This is a genomic window from Roseobacter sp. GAI101, assembly GCF_000156335.1.
Taxonomy (GTDB): domain Bacteria; phylum Pseudomonadota; class Alphaproteobacteria; order Rhodobacterales; family Rhodobacteraceae; genus Sulfitobacter.
In genome coordinates, this window is record NZ_DS999213.1 from 1,811,839 (window position 1) to 1,824,127 (window position 12,289).

Here is a 12,289-nt window from a genome sequence, read left to right on the forward strand (position 1 = left end):
GGGGCGCGGGGCGCTTTCCGGCCAGATTGCGAAATGAACAAGCCCGTCCATTGCATCTGTTCGCACCGTAGATAGTTCCGACCGCCACGGCGTTTCAAACCCGTGGCGGCCGGCATGTCTGTCGCAGGCAGGCGCGCCTACTTATCCGAAAAGGTCGACAGGTAGGCGATAACGGCGGCGATATCGTCCTCCTTCTTCAACCCGGCAAAACCCATCTTGGTCCCTTTGATGTACTTCTTCGGACCGGCAAGAAATTCGGCGATGGTTTCTGCGTTCCAGACCAGACCTTCTTCGGCTTTTTCCATCAGGGATTTAGAGTATTTGAACCCGTCGATATGGCCTGCTGACGCCCCCATTACACCGTTAAGGATCGGACCGGACCGGTTCTTGGCACCGTCACCGACCTGATGGCAGGCCTTGCACTTGCGAAACACCTTTTCGCCATCGGCAATCAGGGCCGGATCAATGGCAGCGACTTCTGGCGCGGGCACGGCCTCTTCCTGGGCAGCGACCTCTGCCGTCTCCGTCGTGACGGCGGTTTCTTCGGTAGCAGCTTCTTCGGTGCTGGCGTCCGTGGTGGTTTCTTCCGGTGTGACGTCCAGCACGAGCGCGCGCATCGTCACTTCGACGTTTTCCTTGCAATTGGTCATGCAGGGTTCGCCAGACCAGATAGCAAGCTCGGTTTCTTCACGGTCGTCCAGGATGAACCCGTCCGCATTGGGCATTTCAACATCCAGGAATGTCTCCTTGGACAGAACGAAATCATCCTCGATCAAATCGTTGGAGTACAGAATGTAGGCCACGATCGCATAAGTTTCGTCAGCCGTCAGCGTGCCCGCATTCCCGTAGGGCATCGACCGGCGGATATAGTCAAAGCTGGTCGACAGGTAGGGCCAGTAGGACCCGACAGTTTTCAGAGGGTCCTTGTGGTCAAGTGTGCCCATGCCACCCGCCAGTTTCGGCCAGTTGCCAATACCTTCGGCAAAGTCTCCATGGCAGGCGGCACATTTGGTGGCAAAGATTTCCTCGCCGATGATCGCATCGCCCTGCCCTTCTGGAAGGCCCGTCCCATCGGGGTGGATATCCAAGTTCCAGGCAGCGATTTCTTCGGGAAGTGCCGGACGGCCAAGGCCATATGTCTGCGCGACCGCTGGCACCGCCAGCACGGCGGCAACAGCCCCGATCGTGAGTGATTTAAGAAACTTCGACATTTTCGGCCTCCCCGTTCGGGCGTACCCACCAGGTTTGAATACAGTTGTTGTGATAGATCGAATTCAATCCGCGGACCTCGCGCAGTTGCGCCTTGGTCGGCTGGACATATCCGGTTTCATCCATCGCGCGGCTTTGCAGCAGCATTTCTTCGCCGTCCCATTCCACATCAAGGTAGAAGCGGGTCAGCGCCATCTTCTCGCCGGGTTTGGCCAGACGCGCGGTTTCCCATGTCTTGCCCCCGTCCTTGGACACATCCACGCGGGTGATGGCCCCCCGTCCCGACCATGCCAGACCGGAAATGACCAGCGGCCCCTTGCCGTGGGTGATCGGCGATTGCGGGCTGGGCGACGTGACGACAGATTTCGCGTCCATCGCCCATGTCCATTTGCGGCTGATGCCGTTCGCAAGCGTATCAGTGTATTTGGAGGTTTCTTCGCGGCTCTCGACCGGCGCATCGGTCACTTCGATCCGGCGGATCCACTTGACCCACATGTTGCCTTCCCAGCCCGGCACGACAAGGCGCACGGGATAGCCGTGTTCCTTGCGCAGCGCCTCGCCGTTGGCCTTGAACGCGACCAGAACGTCATCCAGCGCCTTCTCCATCGGGATGGAACGCCCGTTCGATGACGCATCGGCACCTTCGACGAATACCCATTTGCCCGCAGTGTCATAGCCCGCTTCTTCCAGCAGGGTCCGCAGGGGGACGCCGGTGTATTCCATGTTGTGGATCATGCCGTGGGTGAATTGCGCACCATTCAACTGTGCGCCCGCCCATTCCATGCCGGTGTTTGCCGCGCATTCCAGGAAATACGTGTGGTTTTCACGCGGAAACCGTTCAAGATCGGCGTAGGTGAACACAAGCGGGCGGTCGACCAACCCGTTGATCATCAGACGGTAATCTTCCTTCTTCAGTTCGATCGCGCCCGAATGGTGCCGCTCGAATGCGCAGCCCTGGGGGGTGATCGTGCCATCCAGCGCATGGATCGGCGTAAAGTTGATCGAACTGACAGTGTCGGCGGTCAGCCATTCCACGTTGCGGCGGATCACATCGTCTTCGAACTTGATCGGCAGACCGTAGGGCGTGGCATCGACGCCATCGCCAAAGGTCTGCGCCCATTCCTGCGTCTCGGTGATCAGCGGATCAGGCGTTTGGGCGCGCGCAGTACCGGCGGCCAATGCGCCGACCCCTGCCGTTGCGGCCCCGCGCAAGAACGCACGGCGGTTTGGTTTCTTGGTTTCAAAGGTGTCTGACATGTAGAACCCCTTCCCTTTGGTTGAACGGAGGCGTTAGACGCCGTCGACGGTTACACTGGTGTTTTCGGCAAGGGTCACTGTGCCCAACTTGCGGATGTGATTTTCAACCACGTCCCAGATCGGAGGACCTTCGGTGCCTTGATTGACGCTGGCCCAACCCGCGATCTGGTAGGTCTTGGCCGGATCAATCAATTCCCCTGTCTTGAGCAGGGTCATTTCAGTAATGCGGCTGCCTTGCGGCTTGGTCACGTCGATGCGGTAGCCAAGGCCACCGGTGCGCACCATGTCCCCGCCCTGCTGATAATACGGGTCGGGGTTGAACAGGTTATCGGCCACGTCTTCCAGCACGACATGCAGGAATTCGCCTGTCATTTCAGTGCGGTATGCTTCTGGGTAGGTCATCGAGGTGACGTTCCAGATGTCTTCGCGGGTGATGTCCTGACCGGGCAGGATGGACGGCCCCCAACGGACGCCGGGGCTTAGCGCGATGTCGGCTTCGCGCTCGGACAGCAGCGCATCGCAGATCAGATCATCCCACGAGCCGTTGAAATTGCCCCGACGATACAGCAGCGTGTCCTCGGCGGTTTTGCCGATTACCTCGCTCAGTTGATCCGCATAGGGTGCACGCTGTTCGTCGATCAAGGCGGTGATCGCCTTATCGGGCTCGATCACATCCGAAAAGATCGGGATCAGCTTGTGGCGGAAGCCCATCATGCGGCCATTCTGCACGTCCAGATCAACGCGGCTGACGAATTTCCCGTTCGAGCCTGACGCGACGATGATCGTATCCCCGACCAGCACAGGTTCGGGCAATGCGTCATGGGTGTGACCCGACAGGATCACGTCGATACCGGTGACGATGCCCGCCATCTGCTTGTCGACGTCGAACCCGTTGTGGCTTAGGCACACGACCAGTTCAGCCCCCTTGGCGCGGACTTCGTCGACCATTTCCTGCATCCGTTCGTCGCGGATACCAAAGGTGTATTCGGGGAACATCCAACCGGGGTTGGCGATCGGCATGTAGGGAAAGGCCTGCCCGATAACCGCGACCTTGACGCCGCCAGTCTCGAAGAACTTGTAGGGCGGGAAAAGCTCTGTCGGCTCGTCCCATTCGGCGTCAAAGATGTTCTGGCCAAGCGCCGCAAAGGGCAACCCTTCAACGATTTCATTGACGCGGTCGGACCCCAGCGTGAATTCCCAGTGAAACGTCATCGCGTCTGGTTTCAGCGCGTTCATCACGTTGACCATGTCCTGACCTTGGGTCTGGTAACAGGTATAGCTGCCGTGCCAGGTGTCGCCACCATCCAGCAACAGCGCGTCGGGGCGGTCTGCGCGGATTTGGTTGATCACGGTCGAAACCCGATCCAGTCCGCCCATCTTGCCATAGGCTTGGGCCAGCGACGAAAAGTCATTGTAGGTCAGCGCATATGCCGACCGGCTGCCGTCCTCGATGCCGTAAAGCTTTCGAAAATCAGCACCCGTGACATGCGGCACCGCCCCTTTGTTCGAGCCCACGCCGATGTTGACCGACGGTTCGCGGAAATAGATCGGTTTCAGCTGCGCATGAATGTCGGTGATGTGGATCAGACTGACGTTGCCGAATGTGTCAAATTCCAGCAGCTTGTCCTGGGTCAGCGCCTGCTGCGCGGCCAGTTTGCCCCAGTTGCCAAAGGAAGATGCCCCGTAAAGGGCCGTTGCAGCCATGCTGGCTTGAAGAAAGTCGCGGCGAGAAATCATGCGGGTGGCCTTCTGTTGCGCCTATACATGCGCATGTTTGAATGAGTTATATCTGCAAAACCCCGCCTCGCAAAAAAGCAAGGCGGGGCCTGAATTGTTTAGTTGCGGACGGACGGACCTTCGACAGACAGGCCGTTGCCGCGTGAACCGACATACAGCTCCAGCGCCACGAACTCGGGGCTGCCCGGCGCGAATGTTTCGGCGCGGGTGTCACGGACACAGCCCTTAAAGCGGTCCTGAACGGCGTTCAGTTTGGTGTTTTTCAGACGGTAGGCGGGGAAACCGTTGATCTGGCCCTGGCTCAGGTGGTCTGCGCGGATCATGTTGCCGTAGTTGTCTTCGTGGCAATTTGCGCAGGACAGTTCAAGCTGACCAAAACGGGTGTAATAGATTTCCTTGCCCTGCTCCCATGTGGATTGCGCAGGACCGTCAATCGCGACGTTCACGGGCATGCCACGGGATACGGATGCCATCAGCGCCGTCATGTTGACCATGTCGCCGCCGGTGTATTTCCACTTTTCCGCGCCCATACGGTTTTCACGGCAATCGTTGATCGCCATTTCCATCGTACGCACCTCGCCCGCGGCTTCGACATATTTCGGATAGACCGGACGCACGCCCGCCATTTCCGAAGATGCGCCGTGACAATCGGCACAGGACTTGCCTTCGGACCCGTCGGCGGTGTTCCACACGTCCTCTGCCTGTTCGACAAAGATCATACCGGGGTTGTCGAAGTCATCGGATTCCATGGCGCGGGTTTCCGTGCCACGGAACAGCCAGCCAGACATCACCTCGTCCATCACGTCGGACAAATGGGCGGGGGCCGCCGTGCGTGTCACGATTTCGATGTCACCGTTGATGACCAGATTATCGTCTGCAGGTTCGGCCATTGCACCCGATGCCACGATGATCGCGGTCATGCAGGCACCCAGACCTTTAGTGAATTTATTCATTCTTCTTCCCTCCCAAGGATGCAGACGCTTATCCGATACTGATGTCTTTGCTGTCCTCGTAGACAGAGCCGTCATCGTCATACCATGTGAATTTGAACGTGCCGGCCTCTGGGACGGTGGCGTCAAATTCAAGGTATGGGTTCGTCGAAATTGCGGGCTGCAATTCGATATCGACAACATTCTGATCGTTGAAATCACAGGTAAAGCGATTGATGATCGAACGCGGGATGGCGTTTCCATCCTTGTCCTTGCGCTGACCGGATTCCATCTTGTGGCTGATCAGCGTCTTGATGGTGATCGTTTCACCTGCTGCTGCCGATTTTGGTACTTTGACGCGGGGTTTTACACCAGATGCCATTTCATTAATTCCTTATAAAGCCTTAGCCGCCGCAGCCGCCGATTGTCACTTTTACCGTGCTGGATGCCTTGGCGAACGAGCCGTCAGCCATCTTCGCAATGGCCACCACGTCTTGGGTTCCAGCCAGACGGATCCGTGTGGATGCGTGCTGCGAACCCGCGAGGGGACCAAATTTGAATGTCGCGACACCGGGCGTGGGGTTACCCAATGCCAGCACCATGATCTCTGTCGCGCCGGGGGCGTCGACTTCGATTGGCACGGTGTTGCCGTTTTCGGCAATTTCCGGCGCGGTCAGGGTCAGCCCTGTGTCCGCCATTTCCGCACCACCGGTGAAGGCGGCGATCGCGTCATCGCCAGCAGCCGCAAAGGCCAGCTTTGGCAAGGCGAGGGCCGCGAAAGCGCTTGCGCCCATGACGATTGCATTACGTCTTGTGAATTCCATTGTCATACTCCTGAACAAACCCTGTCTAAAGGGTTTTTAATCTTTCAGCGTGGCAAGATAGGCCACGACATCTTCTACCTGCTGCGCCGTCAAAAGCGGCCCCAGCGTGTCATCGGCGGCTTTGCCGGTATAGGCCTTGCCCGGACGGATATAGCCGGTGTCCTTGTAGAACGATGGCATCATCGTGCCCTCGAACATCATCTTTGCATTTGCAACGATGCCGCGCAGATCAGCCTCGCTCCAGCGGCTGCCAGCGCCGTCCAGCGCGGGACCAATCATGCCCTGGAACGCGATATCAGGCAAAGCGCTGACTTCGTGGCAGGCCACACAGTTGCCCAACTGTTTACTGCCGACGACCTTGGCCCCCTCTTCGGGGTTGCCAGCGGTACCGGTCAAGGATGCTTCAACGGCACCATCAACATATGTGACGGCGGTTGGTGCGATATCGGCTGCATTTGCGTTTGCCGCAAGTCCAACGGACGCCACCAAGGCGAGTATAGAAATTTTCATGCGTCCTCCCAAAGACTCTTATTTGTATACGAGCGTAGACGGTGTGGCATAACCACGCAACTATAAATTCGCTTTTGTGAATTTTTAACGACAGCTTTTGATGTATCGCCGCCCGCCGACTACTACTTATCCCGCTCTGCCAGCTTGCGCGCATGGTACTTCTGAAAGCTTTCGTCGCCTTCATACTCCTTGTCGACCACCCAGTTAAGCATATTGAAGATCGTGCCTGCCTCGAATGCGCCCGGAACCGTGGCCACTGCCGCCTCTGCCGCCGTTTGCCCTTCAGGCACCTCTTGCGGCAGGAAAACAAGCGTCGGCGTGAACAACATGCCCCATTTGCGCACCATGTCTTTTTCCGACAGCGATTCGCCGTCGAAATCCGTTACCTCGACATCACCGAACATGTTGATCTGCACGACGAAGAAATGCTCCTTAAGGTAGGCGTCGATTTGAGGCAGCGGAAACACCTCCTTGTGCATCTTGGCGCAATAGATGCAGCCGCGCTGTTCGATGATCAGCATGAGGCGCTTGCCCTCGGCATTGGCTTCGGCAAGGTCGTCTGACAGGTCCTTGAAGGTGTCGCGCATCCATTCGGTCTTGTGCAGCCCGTCATCACCCAGTTCGGCGGAAAAGGCAGAACCGGCAAGGCAAAGCGACAGGGCAGTCAGGCAAATTTTCAGCAGTTTCATGGTACGATCCCTTTATCAGCCGATGGCGCTGAAGACCGGAAAGGTCTCAAGCAACCATTGCGCGATGTAGTTAACAGAATTTGTGGCAATCAGCAGCCCGAAGATCACCAGCAAGGCACCCATGACTTTTTCGACTGTGCCCAGATGCCGGCGAAACCGCGCCATAAAACGCATGAACGGGCCAATGAACAGGGCAGCCAGGACAAAGGGCGCTGTCATGCCGACGCCGTAGGTGAACAGCAAAAGCGCCCCGCTGGTTGCCGTATCGGTCCCGGCGGCCGTGAAAAGGATCGCGGCCAGAACGGGACCGACGCACGGGGTCCACCCGAAGGCAAAGGCCAGCCCGATGACATAGGCCCCCAGCAGGCTTGTCGCCTTGGTATCGCCTGCGTCGGCGCGGAATTGACGGTACAGAAAGCCGATGCGGATGACCCCCAGAAAATGCAGGCCCATGGCGATGATGATGGCCGCTGCGATCCAGCGCAGGATGTCGAAATAGTCGCGCACCACCTGGCCAAAACTGCTTGCCGCAGCCCCCAGCCCCATAAAGATGGTGATCACCCCCGCAGCAAAGAACAGGGCGGCGACCACCGCGCGGCCGCGCACGCCGCTCTGGATGGGGCCATCAACAGTGATCTGGTTCATCCCGACCCCGGCCAGATAACTCAGGTAAAAGGGCACGATCGGCAGAATGCAGGGGGACAGAAAGGACAATAATCCGGCAATTGCGGCACCGTAAAAGGTTATTTCAAGCATTCATGCTGCCTTTAACTTGTTTCATGCACATATTCACATTATGTTATGCGAAATCAATCGGTATTTCCATGACACAACTGCGCCTTTTTCTTCTTTCTCTCCTCACCTCGACCCTGTTGGCTGGTGCGGCTTTTGCCGACGCCACCCTTGTCATGATCGAGGAAAAAGGCTGCGTCTGGTGCGCCCGCTGGAATGAACAGATCGCCCCGATCTACCCCAAGACCGACGCGGGCAAAAACGCCCCGCTGCGCCGGGTCGACATCGCCGATGAACGCCCGTCGGACCTGACATTTGCGCGTGGCCTGCACTTTACGCCGACCTTCGTGCTGATGAAGGACGGAGAGGAAATATCCCGGATCGAAGGATACCCCGGCGAAGATTTCTTCTGGGGCGTATTGGAAAAAATGATGATGGATGCAAAACTGCTCCCGTCGCCAAAAGGAAGCTAAGACATATGTGTTGCCCGATTTCGCGGGCGGCCTGACCGTTGATCTGAAAGCTAAGGAAACGAAACCGTGGGTCTACCCGTTTTTGACAAGAATATGTGCGCCGAAGACCTTGATAAGATGGCGAACAACGCCGTGCGCGCGTCCAACTTTCTGAAGGCGATCAGTCATGAGGGTCGTTTGATGATCCTGTGCCATCTTGCATCAGGTGAAAAGTCCGTGACCGAGTTGGAAGAATTGCTCTCCGCGCGCCAGGCCGCCGTATCGCAGCAACTGTCGCGCTTGCGGCTTGAGGGGCTGGTGATTCCGCGCCGCGATGGCAAGACGATTTACTACCGGTTGTCCGACGACCGCCCCAAGCAGATCATGGAAGTCGTCTATGATCTTTTCTGCCGCGCTGACTAACTTGTCGTGGGACAGCTTGGCACATTCCTACTGGAGCGATTTTCCGAACCCACATTGATGGCTCTCGCGGGCCTTTTCGGCGGTGTCTTGCTGGGGCTGGCCGCGCGGCTTGGCCGCTTCTGCACCCTCGGGGCCATCGAAGACCTGTATTACGGAGCCAGCTCGGTCCGGTTTGCGATGTGGGGCATTGCCCTTGGCGTGGCGATCATCGGGACGTTCGGGTTGTCCGCGGCAGGCGCGCTGGCGCTGACCGACACGCTGTATCTGGGCATCGCCTGGAACCCGTGGGCCAGCATCGTGGGCGGGTTGATTTTCGGCTACGGCATGGCGTTGGCGGGCAACTGCGGTTACGGCGCGCTGGCGCGGATGGGCTGCGGTGACTTGCGGTCGTTCATGATCGTCATCGTAATGGGCGTGTCGTCCTATGTGGCCTTGGGCGGCCCCCTGTCCGCGGCGCGGCTGGCCATCTTTCCCGTCAACGATGCGGGGCCAAACCCAGCAAGCCTCGCCCATCTGGCATCCAGCTTTCTGCCCTTTGACCTGCATGTGACGGGCATCACCATCGGTGTCCTGATAATCCTGCTGACGCTATTCCACGCCGGACTGCGCAACAGCCCCAAGTCAATCCTGTGGGGCGCGGTCGTCGGGGTCGCGATCATTTCGGGCTGGGGGTTCACGCAGTGGATCACGGCGCATGGGTTTGACCGCAGCATCATCGTCTCGCACACCTTTACCGCGCCCGTCGGGGAAACGCTTCTTTACGTCATGACATCTTCGGGCAATTCAATCAGCTTTGGTACGGGATCGGTCTGCGGAGTTGTACTTGGCGCGTTGCTGGGCTGTTTGATCAAAGGCCATCTGCGATGGGAGGCGTGCGAGGACCCCCGCGAATTGCGCCGCCAGATCGGTGGGGCCGTGCTGATGGGCATCGGTGCCGTGATCGCAGTGGGCTGTAGCGTCGGCCAAGGGCTGTCGGCGTTTTCCGTCCTGGCGTACAGCGGACCGGTGACTTTGGCTTGCATCGTTGCGGGTGCCGCGATCGGCCTGCGTCAGTTGATCGTCGGGTTCAGCCGGATCGCATAGCGTCTGGTCTCTAGGGCATGCCCCCCGTGTTCGTATTCAACAGGAACTGCTGGAATATCGGGCCCGAGGCTGCCCCGATGGCGCGGGCATTTTCGCCGATGGTGCCCTCTTCGATGCGCGGGACTTTCAGACCGCGGGTATCCTGAAGCTCCACCTCAGCCCGGATTTGCTCGACCAGTTTGGTCCGTACGTCCGGGGGCACCGCACCGTCGATCACGATCGCTTCAAAGTCGATTACGGCACAGGTCGACAGGCTGGCCTTGGCCAATTCACGGGCAGTTTGCGCAATCCAGGGATCGACCATCTCGGTAAAAGCGCTCCAGTCTTGCGGTTGTACCCAAAGGTCGGCGGCCGGTTGGCCTGCCTTGGTCAGCATGGTTTCCAGAAGATGGATCGATGCCGTGTCAATCAGCTGCAAGCTTTCGCCATCCGGCCCGATGGACCGCAATGACCCCAAAGCACCGGCATTGCCCTGTTGCCCCTCGTAGACCGAATTGTTCAACACGATGCCGCCCCCCACGAAGGCCCCCACGAAGAAATAGGCGTAGTCGCGGAATTCCTTGCCGCGGCCGTAGACATGTTCGGCCCAGCAGCCGGCCGTGGCATCATTGACCAAGGACACCGGCAAATCCGTGCATTTGGCCACCTCGGCGACGATGTCGATATTGCTCCAGCGTTGGAATTCTTCGGCGGGAGCACCGACCAGTTCAGCCCAGTGCCAGATTTCGAACGGGGCTGCGACGCCGATGCCGCACAGGCGTTCAAACAACGAAGGTGCCATCTGTTCGCGGAACTGCGCAATCCCGTCGGCAAGGAACTGAAATACCGTCCGGGGCAAGGGATAGGCGTAGGTAATCTGCGCCTGCTGCCAGATCGTCCCGTGGAAATCGATCAGCAGCAGATCAGCACTGCGCCGCCCGACCTTGAGACCCAGCGACATGACGCCATCCGCCGCAAGCCCCATCGGCACGGACGGTTTGCCGACCTTGCCGCGCACGGGGGTGCCGCGTTCCAGCAGCCCGTCGTTTTCCAGTTTGCGCAGGATGACCGACACGGTTTGCGGCGACAACCCGGCAAGGCGCGCCAGATCCATTCCCGGCAAGCGCCCATGACGCTGAAGGATCGTCAAAAGCAGGCGCTCGTTGTGATTGCGCACCCCGCTTTGATTGACGCCCGCACTCAGCGCCCTGACAACTGATTGATCCATAGCTGCAACGCCCTCCCAAGCATCTGCCTCATTTATCGCCAGCCGGATTAATAAATCAAGTTTATTTATTAATTGACAGCGCAGCCAGAATCACGTTGTAGTTGGAATATTGGGTGCCTTGCCGTACCCTAAACTTGGCGCGAAAGTCGCCGCACCGATTTCTGGGAGGGGATCATGAAAACATTACTCGCAAGCACCGCAATCGCATTTGCCGCCATGTCCGGCAGCGCAATGGCCGATGCGCATAGCGTTACCGCCTGTCTGATCACGAAAACGGACACCAACCCGTTTTTCGTGAAGATGAAGGAAGGTGCCGAAGCCAAGGCAGCCGAGCTTGGCATGACCTTGAAATCCTTTGCCGGCAAGATTGACGGCGATCACGAAACACAGGTGGCCGCGATTGAAACCTGCATCGCAGACGGTGCCAAGGGTATCCTGCTGACCGCCTCCGACACCTCTTCGATCGTGACTGCCGTGCAGCAGGCGCGCGACGCGGGCATTGTCGTGATCGCTCTGGACACCCCCCTGGACCCTGCCGATGCGGCTGATGCGACGTTCGCGACAGACAACTTCCTTGCAGGCAAGCTGATCGGCCAATGGGCCGCTGCCAAGCTGGGTGATGACGCGGCGAATGCGAAAATCGCCATGCTCGATCTGGCCGTCAGCCAGCCGACCGTCGGCGTATTGCGCGACCAGGGCTTTCTGGAAGGCTTCGGCATTGATCTGGGCGACCCGAACAAATGGGGCGATGAAACAGACCCGCGCATCGTCGGCAACGACGTGACGGCAGGCAACGAAGAAGGCGGCCGCAAGGCGATGGAGAACCTTCTGGCCAAGGACCCGATGATCAACGTGGTCTACACGATCAACGAACCCGCGGCAGCCGGTGCTTACGAAGCGCTGAAATCCATCGGCCGTGAAAACGATGTGCTGATCGTGTCTGTCGATGGCGGGTGCCCCGGCGTGTCCAACATTGCCGACGGCATCATCGGTGCCACCTCGCAGCAGTACCCTTTGCTGATGGCCTCCAAAGGCGTCGAAGCAATCGCGCAGTTTGCAAAAGACGGCACCAAGCCCGCGCCAACCGAAGGCAAGGATTTCTTTGACACGGGCGTTTCCCTTGTCACGGACCAGCCTGTTGACGGTGTTGAATCGATCTCTGTTCAGGAAGGCACAGATCGCTGCTGGGGCTAAGCCTTTACCATAAAGACGCAAGTCCAGGGGCAGGTCACGTGCC

The 12,289-nt window shown here is 58.6% G+C and carries 14 protein-coding genes; 4 read left to right on the top strand and 10 right to left on the bottom strand.

What is annotated here, in order from left to right:
• Positions 1 to 137: 137 nt before the first annotated feature.
• The 9 genes from RGAI101_RS08470 to RGAI101_RS08510 form a co-directional block, all read right to left on the bottom strand.
• Entirely contained in the window at positions 138 to 1,211 is a 1,074-nt protein-coding gene (locus RGAI101_RS08470) for a c-type cytochrome (protein ID WP_008225845.1), read from the bottom strand.
• Entirely contained in the window at positions 1,195 to 2,466 is a 1,272-nt protein-coding gene (soxC, locus tag RGAI101_RS08475) for a sulfite dehydrogenase (RefSeq protein ID WP_008229355.1), read from the bottom strand. The genes RGAI101_RS08470 and soxC overlap by 17 nt, the downstream gene beginning before the upstream one ends.
• 33 nt (positions 2,467 to 2,499) lie before the next feature.
• Entirely contained in the window at positions 2,500 to 4,203 is a 1,704-nt protein-coding gene (gene soxB, locus RGAI101_RS08480) for a thiosulfohydrolase SoxB (RefSeq protein ID WP_037227785.1), read from the bottom strand.
• A 98-nt stretch (positions 4,204 to 4,301) separates the two neighbouring features.
• Entirely contained in the window at positions 4,302 to 5,156 is an 855-nt protein-coding gene (gene soxA / locus RGAI101_RS08485; protein WP_008225067.1) for a sulfur oxidation c-type cytochrome SoxA, read from the bottom strand.
• Between the two features lie 28 nt (positions 5,157 to 5,184).
• The gene (gene soxZ, locus RGAI101_RS08490) at positions 5,185 to 5,514 is read right to left on the bottom strand and encodes a thiosulfate oxidation carrier complex protein SoxZ (RefSeq protein ID WP_008228567.1); all 330 of its coding nucleotides are present in this window, start codon (positions 5,512 to 5,514) and stop codon (positions 5,185 to 5,187) included.
• Positions 5,515 to 5,536: 22 nt separating this feature from the next.
• A complete protein-coding gene (gene soxY, locus RGAI101_RS08495; protein WP_008228162.1) occupies positions 5,537 to 5,956 on the bottom strand; it encodes a thiosulfate oxidation carrier protein SoxY in 420 nt (139 codons plus the stop codon).
• A gap of 36 nt (positions 5,957 to 5,992) precedes the next feature.
• Entirely contained in the window at positions 5,993 to 6,466 is a 474-nt protein-coding gene (gene soxX, locus RGAI101_RS08500) for a sulfur oxidation c-type cytochrome SoxX (RefSeq protein ID WP_008225264.1), read from the bottom strand.
• 122 nt (positions 6,467 to 6,588) lie between these two features.
• A complete protein-coding gene (locus RGAI101_RS08505; RefSeq protein WP_008228494.1) occupies positions 6,589 to 7,155 on the bottom strand; it encodes a SoxW family protein in 567 nt (188 codons plus the stop codon).
• Between the two features lie 15 nt (positions 7,156 to 7,170).
• A complete protein-coding gene (locus tag RGAI101_RS08510; protein WP_008228252.1) occupies positions 7,171 to 7,911 on the bottom strand; it encodes a cytochrome c biogenesis CcdA family protein in 741 nt (246 codons plus the stop codon).
• A gap of 68 nt (positions 7,912 to 7,979) precedes the next feature.
• On the opposite strand from RGAI101_RS08510, the gene RGAI101_RS08515 reads away from it, so the two are divergent.
• The 3 genes from RGAI101_RS08515 to RGAI101_RS08525 all read left to right on the top strand — a co-directional run bounded on the left by RGAI101_RS08515 (position 7,980) and on the right by RGAI101_RS08525 (position 9,845).
• Positions 7,980 to 8,360 carry a hypothetical protein gene (locus tag RGAI101_RS08515; protein WP_037227788.1) on the top strand — a complete coding sequence of 127 codons (381 nt, stop codon included), beginning with the start codon at positions 7,980 to 7,982 and terminating at the stop codon, positions 8,358 to 8,360.
• 66 nt (positions 8,361 to 8,426) lie between these two features.
• Positions 8,427 to 8,762, top strand: a complete 336-nt coding sequence (locus tag RGAI101_RS08520) for an ArsR/SmtB family transcription factor (protein WP_085980058.1) — start codon at positions 8,427 to 8,429, stop codon at positions 8,760 to 8,762.
• Positions 8,763 to 8,768: 6 nt separating this feature from the next.
• The gene (locus RGAI101_RS08525) at positions 8,769 to 9,845 is read left to right on the top strand and encodes a YeeE/YedE family protein (protein WP_008226631.1); all 1,077 of its coding nucleotides are present in this window, start codon (positions 8,769 to 8,771) and stop codon (positions 9,843 to 9,845) included.
• 10 nt (positions 9,846 to 9,855) lie between these two features.
• Here the strand turns inward: RGAI101_RS08525 and RGAI101_RS08530 are convergent, their stop codons facing one another.
• Positions 9,856 to 11,052 (bottom strand): ROK family transcriptional regulator, encoded by a 1,197-nt coding sequence (locus RGAI101_RS08530; protein WP_008226611.1) that lies wholly within the window; start codon positions 11,050 to 11,052, stop codon positions 9,856 to 9,858.
• Positions 11,053 to 11,226: 174 nt separating this feature from the next.
• On the opposite strand from RGAI101_RS08530, the gene RGAI101_RS08535 reads away from it, so the two are divergent.
• A complete protein-coding gene (locus RGAI101_RS08535; protein WP_008227991.1) occupies positions 11,227 to 12,246 on the top strand; it encodes a sugar ABC transporter substrate-binding protein in 1,020 nt (339 codons plus the stop codon).
• Positions 12,247 to 12,289: the final 43 nt, after the last annotated feature.